Raw genomic sequence first — 18,284 nt, forward strand, 5'->3', positions numbered from 1 at the left:
CATAACGGGCTAATCCCGCCTCCTGGGCGTAGTTCAAGCTACGTAGATAGATCGCAAACCCATCAACCCAGGAGAGACCCATGGACACGACCAGAACCTCCGAAGCAATCGACCAGGATCGCCGGCGACTTTTGGGCACTGCGGCGGCCGGCATCGCCGCCGCCGGCGCGGCAAGCCTGCTCCCGTCGCAATTGGCCGCCGCATCCACGAGCGATGCCATCCGCCCTTTCTCCGTCAGTTTCCCGCAGGAGGAGATCAATGAGCTGCGCCGGCGCATCGCCGCCACGCGCTGGCCCGAGCGCGAACTCGTCTCCGACGAGGCGTCCCGGCGGATCTGGTCGACCCCAGCAACTGTAGGGCCAACGCAGGGCGTGCAACTCGCCACAATGCAGAAGCTCATGCAGTACTGGCGAACGGAATACGATTGGAGCAAGTGCGAGGCGCAGTTGAAGGCGCTGCCGAATTTCGTCACTGAGATCGATGGGCTCGACATCCACTTCATCCATGTGAAGTCTAAGCATCAGGGCGCCCTGCCTGTCATCATCACGCACGGCTGGCCCGGTTCGGTCATCGAACTTTTGAAGATCATCGACCCGTTCACCAATCCCACTGCGCACGGAGGCACGGAGGCGGAGGCGTTCGACGTGGTGATCCCGTCGATGCCGGGCTACGGCTTTTCCGGCAAGCCCACCGAAACCGGTTGGGATCCCGGGCGCATCGCGCGGGCGTGGATCGTGCTGATGAAACGCCTTGGCTACGACCGCTACGTCGCGCAGGGCGGCGATTGGGGAGCACTCATCACGGAACAGATGGCCCTGATCGCACCTCCCGAGCTGGTCGCCATCCACACGAATATGCCGGGGACCATTCCGCCGGAGATCGTGAAGGCGCTGGCCTCCGGCGGTCCGCCCCCCGCTGATCTTGGCCCCGACGAGAAGCGTGCCTACGAGCAGGTAGCGTTCTTCTACCAAAACGGCCTGGGCTACGCCAACGAGATGGCTCTTCGTCCGCAAACGCTCTACGGGATCGTCGATTCACCGGCCGGCCTGGCGGCGTGGATCCTCGATCACGATGCGGACAGTTATGCGCTGATCGCCCGCTCCTTCGATGGAGAGCCGGAGGGCCTTACCCGCGACGACATCCTCGACAACATCACGTTCTACTGGCTGACGAACACGGCGATCTCGTCGGCACGTCTCTATTGGGAACATACGCAAACGGCGAAGGCCGGCTTCTTCGACGCCAAGGGCATCACCATTCCCGTCGGTGCGACTGCGAACCCCAGTGAAATCTACACCGCACCGAAGAGTTGGACCGAACGCGCGTTCCCGAAGCTTCTGCACTATGGCCGCACGGACAAGGGCTGCCATTTCGCCGCCTGGGAGCAGCCGAAGAGTTTCACCGATGAGGTGCGCGCAACATTCAAGACGTTGCAGACATGACGTGTTGGCGGGGGATGGCGCGCCGGACGCTCGTCATCTTCCGCCCAGCGATAGCTGCGTAGCGAACCTCCGAAGGGAGCGACTGCAATGAACCCCCTCATCAAGACGCTCACCGCACTCGCGGTTTGCACCGTGCTCGCCACGGGCGCGTTTGCCCAGAGCACGGTCGTTCCCATCGACAACGAGCCCGCATCCAAGCTGATCGTGGAGCCGCCGCTTCCGGGTCCGTTGGCCAACGGCGTCGTGTTCATCCCGTACCGGGTGGAGAACTTGCGCATCCTGCCTGTGGGCGGGGCGGCCGCGCGCAACGTGTCTCCGCGGGTCGGGCATCTGCACGTCACCGTCGACGACCTGCCTTGGGCGTGGGCGGACTACGGTCAGAGCAACACCATCATCTTGGTTGGCATGCCAAGCGGCCAGCACAAGGTGCTGATCGAGGTGGTGGATCCCGAAGGCAAAGTCTTCACCAAACAAACGGTGACGTTCCACACTCCGGACAAGAAGGTGCAGCCATGAGGCTCGACCAACTGGCGGCCGTGCTGGCATTCGGGCTTTGCATCCTTTCCGCGCCCGCCTCCGCCAACCCGGTCGAGGATCGCTCGATCCGGCCCTTCAAAGTCTATGTGCCGCAAGCGCCGCTCGATGATCTTCGCAGTCGCATTGCGCAGACAAGGTGGCCCGACCGGGAGACGGTCGATGACCAGTCGCAGGGCATACAGCTCGCGAAGATCAGGCCGCTCGTCGAGTATTGGGGCACGGCCTACGACTGGCGGACAGCGGAAGCGAAGCTGAATTCCCTGCCCCAGTTCATGACCACGATCGACGGAGTGGACATCCACTTCATTCACGTTCGCTCGAAACATCCCAATGCCTTGCCGCTGATCATGACGCATGGCTGGCCCGGCTCGGTGCTGGAACTGCTCAAGACCGTCGGCCCTCTCACCGATCCCACGGCGCATGGCGGTAGCCCGGAAGACGCGTTCGACCTCGTACTGCCGTCGTTGCCGGGTTTCGGCTTCTCCGGCAAACCCACAGATACCGGCTGGGGTACAGACCGCATTGCACGAGCCTGGGCAGAGCTGATGAAGCGCCTTGGCTACACAGATTACGTCGCCCAGGGCGGCGACTGGGGCTCTCCCGTTTCGAATGCAATGGGACGTCTGGCCCCGGCAGGCCTGCTCGGCATTCATGTCAACCTGCCGGCTGTCGTACCGCCAGAGATTGCCGCGGTGCTCGCCGCCGGCGGACCGGCGCCGGCGGGGCTCATGGACAAGGAGCGCGCGGCGTTCGATGCGCTCAGCATGGCCGCCAAGATGGGGAACAGATCCTACGCCACGATGATGGGCACCCGGCCCCAGACGATCGGTTACGCCATCAATGACTCCCCCGCAGGGCTCGCCGCTTGGATGCTCGGGCATCCGGGCTTTTCGGGCTGGACCTACGACAAAAGCGACCCCGAAAAGTCGCCTGACGAGGTGCTGGACGATATCACGCTGTACTGGCTGACGGACACCGCCACCTCGTCCGGGCGAATTTACTGGGAGTACGGCGGCGGGCGCAGTCCCGTTTTTGCCGGCCCTGAAAAGACCAGCGAAGTCTCGCTGCCGGTGGCCATCACGGTCTTTCCGGGGGAAGGCTATCAGGCCCCCGAGACGTGGGCCCGGCGCGCCTACCCCAACCTGATCTACTTCCATGAGGTCGACAAAGGCGGCCACTTCGCCGCGTGGGAGCGGCCGGAGCTCTTTTCTGCCGAGTTGCGCGCCGCGTTCAGGCCGCTGCGGCAAACCAAATAACCACCTCACTCGAAAGGAACGACAAATGTCTCAAACCATGAAAACGCCCCGTGACGAAAAGCACGAAACTGCGACCGGGACCCTCAAAAAGCAGGCGCTCGACATGAAGCTCGAGGTCGTGGTCATCCCCGTCTCGGACGTCGATCGCGCCAAGAGCTTTTATATCGGCCTGGGCTGGCGGCTCGACGGCGATTTCGTCGTCGGCGATACGTTCCGGGGTGTGCAGTTCACACCTCCGGGCTCGCCTGCCTCGATCCACTTCGGCACGGGGGTCACGACGGCGGAGCCCGGCTCGGCAAGCGGGCTTTATCTTGTCGTGTCGGACATCGAGGCGGCGCGCGCCGAGCTCATTGGCCACGGCGCCGAGGTCAGCGAGGCGTTTCACCGCACAGGTCCCGGCAAGCCGGCGGTCAAGGGGCGCGATCCCGAGCGGCGCAGCTACTCCTCGTTCGCGACGTTCAAGGACCCGGACGGCAACGAATGGCTGCTGCAGGAAATCACCACCCGCTTTCCCGGCCGGATCGACACCACGACCTACGCTTCCGGAGCGGATCTTGTTGCCGCGCTGCGACGCGCGTCGGAGGCCCACGGCGAGCACGAGAAGCGCAACGGCGGCCAGCGCGATGAGAACTGGCCGGACTGGTACGCGGAATACATGGTGGCTGAGCAGGCCGGCAAAGAGCTTCCGCTCTGAAGGATTCAGCGCGCCGCGCGCCGCTGAACCGTCTGCGCGGCGATATCGATCGAAACTGAAAAGGCGTCGTCGATGAAAGCAATTAAGCTGCTCGTCGCGTGGCGCTCGCAATGGCAATCGGGGCTCCGATTGCCAGTTTTCTGGGAGACACGAATGTGGCTCAGCCGATACCCTCCGCACCGATGAGGGTTCCGTTCCTTCACGGACTTTCCTCCGACCAGTTCGAGAGTCAATCCGAGCTTGCTTCGCTTGGCGTGGCGCACGAGTGGATAAATTCGCCGCCGCTGACGGCGTCGGCTTTGCATGGCAAGGTCGTCCTCATCGATTTCTGGACCTACACCTGCATCAACTGGCTGCGCACGCTTCCCTACGTTCAGGCCTGGGACGAGAAATACCGGAAGCATGGTTTGGTGGTGATCGGAATCCACGCGCCGGAGTTCTCGTTCGAAAAAGACCTGAACAACGTGCACCGGGCGGTGAAAGACCTGGGGATCGATTACCCGATCGCCGTCGACAACGACCATCTCATATGGCGGGCTTTCAGCAACCAGTACTGGCCGGCACTCTATTTCGTCGATTCGCGGGGACGCGTCCGGTATCACCACTTTGGCGAGGGCTCATACCAACAGTCGGAAATGGTCATCCAGGAATTGCTGACTGAGGCTGGCGCCGGCGGATTCGACCGTGAGCCTGTGTCGGTGGATGCCCGCGGCATCGAGGCCGCGGCCGATTGGGAGACCCTCAAGTCTCCGGAAAATTATCTCGGCTACGAACGCACCCAGAATTCTGCCTCCGGCGGTGAAGCGGTCTTGGACGCGCCGCACATCTACGACGTGCCGGCGCGACTACGCCTGAATGAGTGGGGGCTGTCTGGCAGTTGGACGGTAAGGAAAGAAACCGCCGTACTGAACAAGTCCGATGCCCGCATCGCGTACCGTTTTCACGCGCGCGACCTTCATCTGGTCATGGGTCCGGCAGCGCCGGGAACGTCTGTGAGATTTCGCGTGCTGATCGACGGGCAGCCGCCAGGCACGGCTCACGGCATCGACGTCAATGAAATGGGCGAAGGCGCAGTGACAGAGCAGCGCCTGTACCAACTGATCCGACAATCGAAACCCATCGTCGATCGCCAGTTCGAGATCGAGTTTCTCGACTCAGGCGTGGAGGTCTTTGCATTCACGTTCGGCTGATCGCCCGCGCAAGGATAGAGGTTCCCAAATGCATTCGCTCAATATCCCCGATGAAATCGACCAAGATCGCCGTCGGTTCTTTGGCGCCGCCGCGATGGCTGTCGCCGCCACTCAGTTCGGCCTGATCGGCCCGGCACAAGCGCAACAGACGACTGGAGAGCCTGCGGCGTCCTTTGGGCCCTTGAAGCGGATCGAGGCCGGCGTGCTGAGCGTCGGCTATGCGGAACTTGGACGGACCGACGGCCCGCCCGTCATCCTGCTACATGGCTGGCCGTATGACATCCACACCTATGCCGATGTCGCTCCTCTGCTGGCAGCGAAAGGCCACCGCGTGATTGTTCCCTACCTGCGCGGATACGGCACGACCCGATTCCTGTTGGACGACACGATGCGCAACGGTCAGCAGTCAGCGATTGCCGCGGACATTGTCGCCCTGATGGACGCACTGGGCATCGAAAAGGCGACGATTGGCGGCTGCGACTGGGGCGCGCGCACCGCGAACATCATTGCCGCACTATGGCCTGAACGCTGCAAGGCGATGGTCTCGGTGAGCGGCTACCTCATCGGCAACCAGCAAGCCGGCAAGCTGCCGCTGCCACCCAAGGCCGAGCTGCAATGGTGGTATCAATATTACTTCGCCACCGATCGCGGCCGCGCCGGCTACGAGAAATACACACGAGATTTCACCAGGCTGATCTGGCAACTCGCGTCGCCGCGGTGGAATTTCGACGATGCCACATTCGAGCGCAGCGCCGCAGCCTTCGACAATCCCGATCACGTGGCCATTGTGGTCCACAATTATCGCTGGCGGCTCGGACTCGCCGCCGGCGAGCAGCAATACGACGCGTTCGAGGAGCGACTCGCGCAGGCACCGGTCATCGGCGTGCCGACGATCACCCTCGAAGGCGACGCCAATGGCGCGCCGCATCCGGACGCCAGCGTATACGCCACGATGTTCCCGGGCAGATACGCGCATCGGGTCGTCACCGGCGGCATCGGGCACAACCTGCCCCAGGAAGCGCCGCAGGCCTTTGCCGATGCCGTTGTCGAAGTCGACGCCTGATCGAGTTCGCGGCAACCGCCGAAGCGGCGGTTACCGCTACCAGCAAAGAATGCCCATGAGCCACATCACAAGGGTTGTCTATACGGCCAGGACCGCAACCACGGGCAGTCGCGAAAATGGCGCCTCGCGCAGTTCCGACGGTCTTCTGGACATCTGGCTATCGACGCCTGGATCGGCGCGCATCGGCACCAATCCGGAGCAGTTGCTCGCGGCCGGCTGGTCGGCCAGCTTCGCAAGCGCAATCGCATCTGCGGCCCACGAACGAAAAATCGCGCTGCCTGCAGGGATGAGCATCGAGGCCGAGGTGAATCTGAACTACGGAGAAAACGGCCACTTTCTTAGCGTCCAACTGGATATTGCCGTGCCGAGTCTGGAGCGCGATGTGGTACAAATTCTGGTGGATGAAGCGCACGAGATTTGTCCTTACTCCAAAGCGACACGGGGCAACATCGATGTCGTAATGAGGATCGTCTGATTTGACCTAAATCGCTCTTCGGCGTTGAAGCTTTTGGCACCTCGCTCCCAGTCTGTTCAGGGTCAGATGATGATCATGCCCACATCGACGTGAATGTCCGCTTTCGATATCCACGGGCTCGAAGCTGCCGATCCGTTGTCGGCCCATTCCTGACATAATCGCCACTGCTCAGAAAATCACTTGCTCAGCCGGCTTCCACCGTAGGGATACTCACTTGAGCGTTTGACCCTGAGTTCTTCGTTCGCTAGCGGGAGCCTCGCGCGGCGTCACAACCATATGTGTCATCGCCTCCAACCTTCGGCGACAGCGCCCGCCAGTGCCGGGGTGATTCGCGGCTCACGTCTCCCTTTTGCGCCGAGCTTGTTCTATGGCTGCCCGAGAGGCTGCGCCTCCCCCGCCTCGCATTCCGGCAGCCGCACAGGTTTGGCGAGTTTTGCCAGCGACCCGGTCTTGGCGCACGCCGGGAAGCCGGCTAGCGGCATTGTCTCGATGAAACGACCGCGCTCCGTCTTGCTCAAGCTGAATTCATTGACCATGCCCTCGACGGTCAGGTCCGGATACCGTTTGAGGGTTTCCCGGACCGAAGCATTCGCCTCATCGATTCGACCCAGAGCCGCAAAGGAGCTGCTACGCACCACCCAACCCCCTTTGCCGTAGTTATCGGGCGTCTTGCGCTCCAGCATCTTCAAGGCGTCCTCATAGCGACCAGCCATAAAATAGGCAGTGGAGTAGAAAGCAGTTGCCCACATCGGGTAATTCGGGTCGAGCCGTATAACTTGGTCGACCAACTGAGCGCCGCGTTCGGGTTCGTCGAAGCCTGCCGCAAAGCCGGAATAGAATGTCAGGATTTCGGCCGAACCCGGAGCGAGGCGGAGGGCCGTGTCCAGCTCGACCTTGGCGCGGGCGTTGTCGCCCTTGTCTTTGAGGCTCATGCCAAAAACGGCGTGCGCCTCGGCGTCGCTCGGATCGAGCCGCACCGCGCGTTCGGCTACATCGGCAGCCGCCTTGATCTCGCTCTCGGGATTGATACCGAAGCCAGCCAATATGTTATGAGCATGATAAAGTTCCACCCAGGCGCGGGCGAACCCCGGGTCCAGCTCGACAGCGAGGTTGAGCAGCCTGATGGCCTCCTCCTCATCCGCTACGGTAATCTTTTCAATCCTTTCGGTTCCGAGCAGGTAGTAATCATAGACAGTCAAGTTGTCCGGCCGTTTACGCTTCGCTGCAGCCCGCCCCGCGCCTTGAATCAGCCCCACGCCGTTGCCGAGGCGGTTGGTGACCTGCTCGGCGATCTCGGTTTGAACGGCGAATACGTCTTCAGCAGGCCGGTCCCATCGCTCCGACCACAGATGGTTGCCGGTTTTTGCATCGATCAGCTGCGCGGTGATCCGCAGCCGACCGCCCAGGCGCTGGATCGAGCCTTCCAGCACATAGCCGACGTCGAGCGCACTCGCGACCTGGCGGACATCCAGCGACTTGCCTTTGTACGCTTGCGTCGAATTGCGTGCCACGACGTCGAGTTCGGGAAACTGCGCGAGATCGGTGATGATGTCTTCGGTGAGGCCATCGGCCAAACGCCCGGTGGCCTCGTCGCCGCCATAATTATTGAAGGGCAGCACCGCGATCGACGGCTTGGCCCCCAGTGGCGCAGGCTGAAAGACCCACCATGTCCCTCCACCCGCCAGAGCCAGCACCACGATGGCCGCCGCAGCCGTCCTGGCCCAGCGCGGCATCATTCCGAGAAGCGGGCGGCGCGCCGGCTTGCCATCGAGCCTCAGCCGGTACATCCGCACGGGGCGATTGATATTCTTGACTTGCTGCTCGCCAGCGAAATCGAGGGGCCAATCAAGCTTGCCCTGCAGATGGTCAAAGGCCGTGCCCGATACGATCACGCCGCCCGGGTCAGCGAGTTGCTGCAACCGAGCGGCGATATTGACGCCGTCGCCATACACATCGCCATCCACGAGCGCCACATCGCCAAGATTTATCCCGATGCGGAACACAATCCGCTCATGCTCCGGCAGTCCACCATTGCGAACGGCCACAGCTTTTTGAATTTCGGCTGCGCAGATTACCGCATCGACCACGCTGTCGAAGACGACAAGTGCGCCATCTCCTAATAGTTTGACAATTCGACCCTGGTGCAGAGCGATCGCCGTATCGGTTACGTCGGCCCGGATAGCTCTCAGGCGTCCGATGGTGCCAGCTTCGTCAATTTCGATCGCCGTTGAATAGCCGACCATATCCGCTGCAAGGATCGCCAGCAGTTTCCGGTTCAATGGAGGGACGATCATCATCCGGCCCCGGACCCAACATGGCTAAAATTGTACACCTATCGCGGCGCCCTGACGAGCCCGCCCGGCCAAAGCCAGGAGGTCGTCCATTAGCCCCAGTGGTCCGAAAGGTCGCTTCTGGCGCACAGCGGTCAGACGGGGCTGGACGCAAGGGCCGGCTATCTTGTCCAGTCATCTTGAAAGCTGACAGTCCGGTTCCGGCCCCTTCCAGGCATTCACAATGCCGGTCGATCGCCGATCTGACCGCCAGAGGCTGTTGACGTCGAAAACACATAAGCCGCTAGGTGTTCCCCTTTTGTGCTTCCAAAGTCGCATAAACTGGAACTGGCCTCTCGCGAGGGCCATCGACCGATCGCATCAGGTCGTATCTAAAGGCCGTAAGAAAAACCGGCAGTTTGCCAATCCTTGCTGCGACTGCGTGCCTCAAGCTCTGATCGGCGCATTGCCCGTCCGTTGTGCGGCAGCAGGAGTAGCTGAAGCTGGGGGGCAGCGCCGCGGACTCAACGAGCGCTACTGTTATGACGGCAGGAACGAAGAAGCAGTCCTCATGGACCGATGCATGCTATGCATTGCTTCGATCACGCCCAGCACGTGCGGACATAGGCGAACTCCGGCGAAGAGTTTGACAGCGGAGATCAGCGCAAGATGTCCGACAGGCTCTCGGGCTTCTTCTCGCCAAGCGACAGATCAAGGCCCGACAGAAGGTCGATGAGATGACTTTGCATCAGGTCGGACGCGTTTTTTGCGTCGTGCTTTTCGATGGAATCAACGAGGGCGTGATGGGCGTGGCTTTCGCAGGTGGTGTCGCGGCGACGCCAGTAGAGCGCGATGATCAGCGACGACCGCGACAACAGGTCCTTGACGAAGCCGGTCAGGATCGAATGGCCGGCGATTTCAGCGATGCCGACATGGAATTTTGCCGACAGCATTATGGCGTCGCTGTCGCGGCCGGCATGCAGGGCCTCGTGCTCTTTTTCGAGATGAAGCCGCAGTTGCGCGATCTCGGCCGGCTTTGCCACTTCGGCGGCAAGCGCCGCGACCTTGGGCTCGATCAGCGCTCGCGCTTCGAACACCTCGCGCGCTTCCTGCTTGGTCGGCTGGGCGACGAACGCGCCGCGGTTCGGCTCGAGCCGAGCCAAGCGGTCATGCGACAGCGCCTGCAGCGCCGCGCGTATCACCGCGCGGCTTACCGAATAGATCGAGGCGAGCTCGTCCTCGGGCAGCTTTGTGCCCGGTGCGAGGCGGTGGCTGACGATGGCGTCGCGCAGGCCGGCATAGACCGGAAACCAGCGCATCGTCGGCTTGTCGCCATCCCGTGTCTTTGGTCCAAGCAGGTCCATCGTCTCATTGTCCCGGCGGCCGGATCGCATAGCGGCGCGAACACCGCGTTTCCGGCCGGACATCGAACATCCTGTGTGGGAATGTCAACAATTTTGCACGCATCAGGATACACGGCCGGAGGGCGAAAAGGACGCAAAGATTCCGGCGAAGGACTTTTCGAGTGGAACCTGGTAGCCGCCGCGCTTCGAGGTCGACAGGCCAAGGCTGACGAGGCTCTCGCAGAGTTGTACCGCGCAGGCGACGCCGTCGAGCACAGGAAGGCCATGTTCGCGGCTGAACGCGGCGGCGAGGTCGGCCATGCCGGCGCATCCCAGCACAATCGCTTCGGCCCGGTCGTCGCGGATGGCGCGCTCGATCTCCTCCGAAATTCGATGGCGGGCGTTGGAGCCGGGCACTTCGAGCTCCAGAACGGGAACGTCGCTTGCCCGCACCCTAGCGCAGCGGCTGGCGAGGCCGTAGCGCACCAGATTGTGCTCGATCGCCGGCACCGAACGCGACAGCGTCGTCACCACGCTGAACTTGCCGGCAATTAGGCTCGCCATGTGAAACGCCGCTTCGCCGATGCCGACCACCGGCATCTCGCCGACGCAGCGTACTGCGTCGAGGCCGGTGTCGTCGAAGCAGGCGATGACGCAGGCGCTCGCCGCCGGATATCTCTGGATCTCGCCGATCATTCCCGGGATGGCGAAGACCTCGTCGAAATAGCCTTCGACGCTCGGCGGCCCGTCCTTCGGATTGACGGCGATGATCCTGGTGCCGGCCGAAGCCGCGCCGCGCGCCGCCTCGCTGATCTTTTCGGTCATGGACGCAGTGGTGTTGGGATTGACGACGAGTATGTCCATTTGCGCTTTCATATTTCGCCGCCGAGATAGAGTTTCTTGACCCGGTCGTCGCCAAGCAGCTCAGCCGAATGTCCGGCCAGCGCGATCTTTCCGGTCGTCAGTGCGTAGGCGCGCTGCGAGATGCGCAGCGCCATGCGCGAATTCTGCTCGACCAAGAGAACGCTGACCTTTTCGTCGCGATTGATCGCCACGATGGAGCGGGCGATGTCCTGGACGAGCTTCGGCGCGACGCCGAGCGAGGGTTCATCGAGCAGCAGAAGCTTCGGTTTGGCCATTAGCGCCCGCCCGATCACCAGCATCTGCTGTTCGCCGCCGCTCATCGTGCCCGCCGTCTGGGAATAGCGTTCCTTCAGGCGCGGAAAGCGCGCGAGCACCATGTCCAGCGTCCTGGCGATTTCGGCCTTGTCGGTGCGGGTGAAGGCGCCCATCATCAGATTGTCGCGCACCGTCATGTAGGAAAAGACGCGCCGACCCTCCGGCACCATGGCGATGCCCATCCTGACCAGCTCGTCCGGGCGCGTTCCGTCGATGCGGTGGCCCCGGAAATGAATCTCGCCGCTGCGGACTTTCTTCAGGCCGGTGATGGCGCGCAGGATCGAGGATTTGCCCGCGCCGTTCGCGCCGATCAGCGCGACGGTCTCGCCCTCGTTGACGTTGAGCGACACGCCCTTCAGTGCATAGACATGGTCGTAGTAGAGTTCGATGTCGGAGACTTTCAGCAGTTCGCTCATGGCTAAAATCCGATCGTCTCATCTTCGACGCCGAGATAGGCCTCGATGACCTTTTCGTTCTCCTGGATTTCCTTCGGCGTTCCCTCGGCGATTTTCACACCGAAGTTCAGGACGACGATGCGGTCGGAAATGTTCATGACGGCGGGCATATCGTGCTCGACCAGCAGGACAGTCACGCCGCGCTTCCGCACGCCGCGCACCATCTCCACCGCGCGCACGGTTTCGTCATGGTTCATACCGGCGAAGGGCTCGTCGAGCAGAAGCACGGTCGGGTTGGTAGCGAGCCCGATGGCAATCCCGAGCGCGCGCAGATGGCCGTGCGGCAGCGTGCTGGCGATCTCATGCCGTTGCGCGCCGAGATCGAGGAAGTCGATGATCTCGTCGGCCGAGCGGCCGAATTCATCCTCGTCGCGCCGTGCGGTGTTCGTGCCGAGATAGAAGCCGGCAAGGCTGGCATTGGAACGCAGGTGATGCGCGATGATGACATTGTCGCGCACCGTCATGCCCTTGAAGATCGTCGTCTCCTGGAACGTGCGCACCACGCCCTTCCGGGCGACGATATGCGGCGCCAGGCCTGAAATCCGCTCTTCCCGGAATAGCACTTCGCCCGAGGTCGGATTGAGGAAAGAGGAAATCAACTTGAACAGCGTCGACTTGCCGGCGCCGTTGGGGCCGATGACGGAGAGGATTTCGCGTTCGCGGACCGCGAAGGAAACATTGTTGACCGCGACCAGCCCGCCGAAGCGTTTGTTCACGGCCTTGATCTGGAGAAGCTCAGTCATGGTCCTAGCCCTGCTTCTTGCCGAACAGCCTGAGGCTGAGCAGGCCGTTGGGAAGGAACAGCATCAGCGCGATCAGCACCGAAGAGAAGATCAGCAACTGGAACTCGCCGGTCTCGAACAGGAAATCCCAGCCGAAATAGAGCACGAAGGTGCCGATCATCGGCCCGAAGACGTGGCCGAGCCCGCCGAGGAAGCAGTTCAGCATGAAGTTCACCGAGTCGGTGACGGTGAAGCTCGACGGATAGATCGACTGCGAGATGGCGACGAACATCGCACCGCCGAGACCGCCGAGGAATGAGGAGAAGGCGTAGGCGATAACGCGCAGATAGGCGATGTTGACGCCGATCGAGGAGGCCAGTTCCTCGTTCTGCTGCAACGACTGGCAGAGTTTGCCAATGCGCGAATGGACTAGGCGGTAGAGCGCCGCAAAGCACAGCACCATCAGCACAACCGACACCAGATAGAAGGCGGGACGCGGATTGGCGAGCGTCGCGAAATCTGGAAGGATGGTCAGCCCGAAGATCGAGATGCCGCCGGGGAGCGGAATGCTGACCATGCCCTTGGCTCCGTTGGTGATCGGCAGCGCCAGCGCGAGCAGCCGCGCCACTTCGGTCAAAACCAGCGTGACCATGGCGAAATAGACGCCGCGAAGCCTGAGGATGGGCAGTCCGATCAGCACGCTTGCAGCGGCGCAGAATAGCCCAGCCAGCGGCAGTGTCAGCCAGAACGACACACCATACTGGACGACAAGAATGGCCGAAACATAGCCGCCCATAAGCGCGAAGGCGCCCTGGCCGATATTGATGCGGCCGATGTAGAAAGTCACCCACACCCCGGCGCTGGCGATGCTGAGCAGCGCGACCGAGGTCAGCGTGTAGTAGAGGTCGAGCCGACCGGTCGCCTCAATCAGCCAGGGCACGCCAACGAGTACGACCAGCAGGAAGACAGCGACGACGAGGATGTTGCGTGTACGCTTCATGTCCATCATCCCCACGGCTTGCCCATGAGCCCGTTCGGGCGGATGCTCAGGAACACCATCAGCGCGGCGAAGATGACGAGATAAGTGACGTCGCCATATTGGCGTAGCACCGTCAGGCCGACCGATTCCATCATGCCGAGGATGAAGCCGCCGGCGATCGCTCCGCTGACCACGCCGGCCCCGCCGATCATCACCATCAAGAACGCCTTGATCGAGATCGGCCCGCCGATGCCCGAATTGACGCCGGTGATGGCGACCAGCAGCCCCCCGACTATGCCGGCAAGCATGGCGCCGAGCGCAAAGCCGATCATCGAATAGCGGTCGACCTCGACGCCCATCAGCTGCGCCGCGACCCGGTCCTGCGCCAGCGCCCGCATGGCGCGTCCCGGCTTGCTGTACTGCATGAAAAGCACGAAGGAGGCGATGAACAGTATGGCGAGTGCGCCGACCAGCAGCCGGTCGTAAGGCATTATGAGGCTGTCGGAGACGAAGACGCCTTTGACGATCTTCGGCACGCCGCGCTGCTTTTCGCCGAACAAGAGGAGGATCACGGCGTCGAGGAAGAATGCGACCGCCGCCGCGAGAAGCATCGTACTTTCCTCCCGCACGCTTCGCTTAATCACCGTCCTGAAAAGGAATTTCTCGACAAGCGCTCCAATGACCAGCAGCGTGACCCCGGACGCGACGAGCGCGACGACGAAAGGCATGCCGAGCTGGCCATAGACGGTGTAGGTGACGAAGCCGCCGAGAACGTACATCTGCCCATGGGCAAAGTTAAGCACGTTCATTAGCGCGAAGATCAGGGTCAGACCGAGCGCGATCAAGGCGTATTGCGCGCCAAGATAAAGCCCGTTGGCGATGACTTGTTCCATCAGGATGGTTCCGGCCGTTCAGAGGCTGAAGACGAATGCTCGAGTCTCTGCGGCAATCCGCTTCAGTGCAGTTGCGTCAATCGACTTGAGCGACGAAGAGCGTCTCGAACTTGCCGTCGCGGTATTCCGTGACCACCATCGGGACCGAAAGCTGGCGCTTCTGGCCAAACGACGTCATTCCGACATAGGTCAGCTTGGCATCGTCCTTCAGATAGGGATTGGGCGCCGAGAAAGTGTCGATCGTCTTCTTGAACTCCTCGACATTGTCGATCGCGGCCGGGTTCGCCTTCAGCGTCTCGATGATGTATTCGAGCGCGTAGACCTTGGTGTTGGACTCGTCATTGTATTCGCCGAACATTTTCGTGTAGCGTTCGACGAACTCCTTCATCGTGTCGGACGCGATTTCGGGCGTCGATGCGCCGCCGACCGAGATGAAGCCGTTGGCCAACTCGCCCGCGCCCTCTTCCAACACCTTGGCATCCTGCGCCGTTTCGGTGGAGATCAGGCCTTCGTAGCCGAGCTCGCGCGCGGCGCGGATCAGCAGCGGCGCATTGCCCGGCGCGACGCCCGAAAGCACCAGCAGGTCCGGTTTTTGCAAAACGATCGGCGTCAGTACCGGCGTGAAATCGCGGGTATCGTTTTGGTAGACATCCGTGGCAGCCACAACCTCGAGCCCGAGCGCCTTTGCCGCGGCAACACCGCCATCCCGCTGGCTCAGCGGATCGGATTCGTTGGCGGCGACAAAGGCAACTTTTTTCACGCCCCTGTTTTCCATGAGATATTTGTAGATCGCCGGAGCCGACTGGTAGTTGGCGATCATGCCGAGCACGGCGTTGGATGCCGGCGGGGTGTAGAGTTCCTTCGGGAATGCGTAGGGAAAATAGATGATGCCCTTGGATTCTGCCACGGGACGCACCGCCGCCGCGCCGTCGTCGACATTCGGACCGACGACATAGTGGATGCCCTCCTGGGCCATCTTCTCCATGCCGGCGATCGCCCGCTTCGGGTCCTTCTGGTCGTCGAAGGTGACGATTTTGACGTCATAGGTCTCGTCACCAATCTTCACACCGCCGGTTTCGTTGATCCAGGCGGCGCGCGTCTGCATCGAGCGGACGTTGGATGTGCCCCACGCAGCGGCCGCGCCACTCGTCACGCCGACAAAGCCGATCTTGAGTTCCTTGTTGGCGGCGTGCACCGCTATTGTGCCGCCGGCCATGATTGCCAGCGCGGAGACGGCGCCGCGCGCCGCGGATGTGATTATTGAACGTCTGTTGATCATTGTTCTTTCCCCTTTGGAGGCCGCGCATTGTTGCGACAGAACTCGACCGATACGCGGATTTTTGTGAGTGAAGGCTCAAATCAATCACCTGTCAACAAAACTTTATCAGATTGTTGACAATCTTGTGAGCGGCCGTAGACGAAGAACGTAGGACCGATCGCGGTTCGGTGCTTTGCTCGAGAGGTTCGTGGTGTCGGAATTCCTGAAGCTCGCATGGTGGTCAGAGCGACGGGTGTCTTTCTCACACTACCGGACCAAGGGTCAGGACGAGGTCGGCGTCGTGATCGAGGATCGACGCGGTCGGGTCGTCGGTATCGAGGTGAAGGCCTCCGCAAACGGTTCCGCAGGACTTTCGGGGATTGCACCAGTTGCAGGAAGGAGTCCGCGATCGTTTTGTGCGCGGGCTGGTGCTGCACGACCATCACCGTGTGACGCCGTTCGGCGAAATAATTGCAAGCTGCACCGCTGTCGGTTCTGTGTTCGATGTAAAGTTGCATAAAATGCGGTCTGGAACTTGGGTCGCGAGGTGGTCTAAATAATCCCAGATCGATACGAGCCGAGCCTTCATTGGTCGCGGTGATTTCTGGCAACTTCGCCACCCCCCGTAAGCCATCTTGCATCGAACCAGCGGTCCGCCGCCGTCATAGGGCAGCCGCGTGACATCCCAGTGGCTGACGAAGCGCGCGTAGGCGTCCCAGACCGGTGGACCGCCGCCGATGAAGACGACACGGCCGGCAAAGCGCTTGAGCGTGTCCTCGGGATCCATACTGGAGCGAACGACGACAAGTTCCCGATCCGCGCGAGCAAAATCCGGAACGCTCGCGATCGTCTTGGGACCGGCGAGCAAGACGTGTCCTCTCGTGACGTCGAAAAACCGTGCAACGTCGGCTACGAACTCCGGCGAGCCGAAGCGATATTGGCAAACTGAAACGTCAGAGCGGGCATCGCGCAGATGCCCGCCACCATGGGTACGGATGCACGCAAGGGACCGAAGAAGCGCCGGCGACCCCCCACCGCTCGAAGAACAGGAGAGGGGCCAATAGTGCGAAACCCGCTTTCCAAGCCGTTTGCCGATCCAGAAGGACAGCCAGTCCCCCAGTGCCGCGCCAATGGCGGCGGCAAGCCATCACGAAATTCCGGTTCTTCTCAGCAGCGCCACGCGGGCTAACGCTGATTATCGTATGGCCGGCCTGCAGCGCGAATCGCGCTGCTGGCTCGCCCAGGTTCGGCCATCGTCAATCGCCAGATCACGCACGATCAGCACGGGATGGAGCCGGTGAACGACAGCGCAGGGTTCGGCGTCGTTTTGGCCTTCGGCCTATTGGTGCTCAATTGGCTGGCGATCCGCTATATCGATGTTGTCGCCTGGCTGGCGAGCTTCTGATGCGCACGCCGTTCCACCCCGGTGCGAGGAACGGGAGAGCACCAAGGACGGCGACGAAATAGCAGGGCGGTACAACCCGCCCCAACCGAAGCCGCGTTCTCGACGACATGGTTACTGTGACAAGACGAACAGGGTATAAGGCTATGAGGCAGCAGACTGGTTGAGGAGCGCCCCACCGTCATGAAGCCGATGAACGAAGAGCATCTCGCGGTTCTACGCAGGCACATGGTCGAGATGATTGCAATTCACACCGATCTTGCAAGCGAAGAACTTGGCAAGGCGGCGCTCGATGAGCGGGTATTGGCGGCGATGAGGCGGATACCGCGGCATCTCTTCGTGCCAGCATCAGTTGCGCCTTATCTACCAAGACATGCCGCTGCCGATCGGCTTTGATAAAACCGTCTCGCAGCCCTTCATCGTTGCTCTCATGACCGATCTCCTTGCGCCGCAACCGCACGAGGTAGTGCTCGAGATCGGCACCGGCCTAGGCTACCAAACCGCAATCCTCGCGGACCTTGCCGGGCAAGTTTGGAGCGTCGAAATCATCGAGGAATTCGCAAGCCATGCCGAGGCTCTCCTGCAGGGTCTCGGCTTCTCCAATGTCGGCATTCGTGTCGGAGACGGGTCTCGCGGCTGGCCTGAGCACGCCCCATTCGACAAGGTCCTGGTCACGGTGGCGGCTGAGCGGACACCGCCGGCTTTACTGAAGCAACTCAAGCCGGGAGGACGCTTGGTTCTGCCTTTGGGATCTGAAAATGCACAGTTTCTGACGGTCATCGACAAGGATGCGGCAGGGCAACTGAAGACTCGCAAACTCATCCCGGTTCGGTTCAGCCGTCTCGAAACGGTCTAATGAGGGGTGCGGCTGCGCGGAGCCGTGCTGGAAGATCAGGATAACGCGCGCCGCATCGATCACACAGGCGCTGGATGGCATCGCCGATCTTTTGACATCCATGCCGCAACGCCACTCGTCGAGCACGCCTGCCGCCGCCGGTCGCAGCCGCTGGCGATCATGCCGGCGCGGTCGTATTGCGCGCTTCTCAAAGACCCCTTATCCAGCCTACTGTGTGCCTGCCAGACGGCAAATGGGTCGCTCATCTGGGAAATGACGGCTAAAGGCCCA

Annotated in this window: 16 protein-coding genes and 2 pseudogenes; 9 read left to right on the top strand and 9 right to left on the bottom strand. The window is 61.7% G+C overall.

Annotation, left to right across the window (positions count from 1 at the left end):
* Nucleotides 1–80 precede the first annotated feature (80 nt).
* The 7 genes from NKI22_RS03030 (at nt 81) to NKI22_RS03060 (ending at nt 6,657) form a co-directional block, all read left to right on the top strand.
* Nucleotides 81–1,442, top strand: coding sequence for an epoxide hydrolase family protein (locus NKI22_RS03030; protein ID WP_023722323.1), 1,362 nt, complete (start codon nt 81–83; stop codon nt 1,440–1,442).
* An 87-nt stretch (nt 1,443–1,529) separates the two neighbouring features.
* Entirely contained in the window at nt 1,530–1,958 is a 429-nt protein-coding gene (locus NKI22_RS03035) for a DUF6130 family protein (RefSeq protein ID WP_023722324.1), read from the top strand.
* Nucleotides 1,955–3,235: an epoxide hydrolase family protein gene (locus tag NKI22_RS03040; RefSeq protein WP_031195070.1), complete on the top strand. Its 1,281-nt coding sequence runs from the start codon at nt 1,955–1,957 to the stop codon at nt 3,233–3,235. Before NKI22_RS03035 ends, NKI22_RS03040 begins: the two co-directional genes overlap by 4 nt.
* Before the next feature lie 37 nt (nt 3,236–3,272).
* Nucleotides 3,273–3,929 carry a VOC family protein gene (locus NKI22_RS03045; RefSeq protein ID WP_031195072.1) on the top strand — a complete coding sequence of 219 codons (657 nt, stop codon included), beginning with the start codon at nt 3,273–3,275 and terminating at the stop codon, nt 3,927–3,929.
* A 110-nt stretch (nt 3,930–4,039) separates the two neighbouring features.
* Nucleotides 4,040–5,119 carry a redoxin domain-containing protein gene (locus NKI22_RS03050; protein WP_352610968.1) on the top strand — a complete coding sequence of 360 codons (1,080 nt, stop codon included), beginning with the start codon at nt 4,040–4,042 and terminating at the stop codon, nt 5,117–5,119.
* A 94-nt stretch (nt 5,120–5,213) separates the two neighbouring features.
* The gene (locus NKI22_RS03055; protein WP_502895824.1) at nt 5,214–6,182 is read left to right on the top strand and encodes an alpha/beta fold hydrolase; all 969 of its coding nucleotides are present in this window, start codon (nt 5,214–5,216) and stop codon (nt 6,180–6,182) included.
* Nucleotides 6,183–6,237: 55 nt separating this feature from the next.
* On the top strand, nt 6,238–6,657 hold the full coding sequence (locus tag NKI22_RS03060) for an Ohr family peroxiredoxin (RefSeq protein ID WP_031195077.1): 420 nt from the start codon (nt 6,238–6,240) through the stop codon (nt 6,655–6,657).
* Nucleotides 6,658–7,022: 365 nt separating this feature from the next.
* On the opposite strand, the gene NKI22_RS03065 is transcribed toward NKI22_RS03060, so the two are convergent.
* The 8 genes from NKI22_RS03065 to NKI22_RS03100 form a co-directional block, all read right to left on the bottom strand.
* Nucleotides 7,023–8,951 (bottom strand): adenylate/guanylate cyclase domain-containing protein, encoded by a 1,929-nt coding sequence (locus NKI22_RS03065; RefSeq protein WP_352484987.1) that lies wholly within the window; start codon nt 8,949–8,951, stop codon nt 7,023–7,025.
* Nucleotides 8,952–9,586: 635 nt separating this feature from the next.
* Nucleotides 9,587–10,291, bottom strand: a complete 705-nt coding sequence (locus tag NKI22_RS03070; protein WP_023722328.1) for a GntR family transcriptional regulator — start codon at nt 10,289–10,291, stop codon at nt 9,587–9,589.
* Nucleotides 10,292–10,393: 102 nt separating this feature from the next.
* On the bottom strand, nt 10,394–11,134 hold the full coding sequence (locus tag NKI22_RS03075; RefSeq protein WP_352642978.1) for an aspartate/glutamate racemase family protein: 741 nt from the start codon (nt 11,132–11,134) through the stop codon (nt 10,394–10,396).
* Between the two features lie 8 nt (nt 11,135–11,142).
* Nucleotides 11,143–11,865, bottom strand: coding sequence for an ABC transporter ATP-binding protein (locus NKI22_RS03080; protein WP_023722330.1), 723 nt, complete (start codon nt 11,863–11,865; stop codon nt 11,143–11,145).
* Between the two features lie 2 nt (nt 11,866–11,867).
* Nucleotides 11,868–12,647: an ABC transporter ATP-binding protein gene (locus tag NKI22_RS03085; RefSeq protein ID WP_352484979.1), complete on the bottom strand. Its 780-nt coding sequence runs from the start codon at nt 12,645–12,647 to the stop codon at nt 11,868–11,870.
* Nucleotides 12,648–12,651: 4 nt separating this feature from the next.
* On the bottom strand, nt 12,652–13,626 hold the full coding sequence (locus tag NKI22_RS03090; protein WP_352484978.1) for a branched-chain amino acid ABC transporter permease: 975 nt from the start codon (nt 13,624–13,626) through the stop codon (nt 12,652–12,654).
* Between the two features lie 5 nt (nt 13,627–13,631).
* Entirely contained in the window at nt 13,632–14,498 is an 867-nt protein-coding gene (locus NKI22_RS03095; RefSeq protein WP_023722333.1) for a branched-chain amino acid ABC transporter permease, read from the bottom strand.
* 76 nt (nt 14,499–14,574) lie between these two features.
* Nucleotides 14,575–15,777 carry an ABC transporter substrate-binding protein gene (locus NKI22_RS03100; protein ID WP_031195079.1) on the bottom strand — a complete coding sequence of 401 codons (1,203 nt, stop codon included), beginning with the start codon at nt 15,775–15,777 and terminating at the stop codon, nt 14,575–14,577.
* 190 nt (nt 15,778–15,967) lie between these two features.
* On the opposite strand from NKI22_RS03100, the gene NKI22_RS03105 reads away from it, so the two are divergent.
* Nucleotides 15,968–16,276, top strand: a complete 309-nt coding sequence (locus tag NKI22_RS03105) for a DUF4143 domain-containing protein (protein ID WP_352818189.1) — start codon at nt 15,968–15,970, stop codon at nt 16,274–16,276.
* Nucleotides 16,277–16,341: 65 nt separating this feature from the next.
* Here the strand turns inward: NKI22_RS03105 and NKI22_RS03110 are convergent.
* A pseudogene (locus tag NKI22_RS03110) lies at nt 16,342–16,678 on the bottom strand (diacylglycerol kinase); the annotation flags it as partial.
* A 663-nt stretch (nt 16,679–17,341) separates the two neighbouring features.
* Between NKI22_RS03110 and NKI22_RS03115 the strand changes: the two are divergent.
* A pseudogene (locus NKI22_RS03115) lies at nt 17,342–18,014 on the top strand (protein-L-isoaspartate(D-aspartate) O-methyltransferase).
* The last annotated feature ends 270 nt before the right edge of the window (nt 18,015–18,284 follow it).

Source organism: Mesorhizobium sp. M0778, assembly GCF_040320105.1.
Taxonomy (GTDB): domain Bacteria; phylum Pseudomonadota; class Alphaproteobacteria; order Rhizobiales; family Rhizobiaceae; genus Mesorhizobium.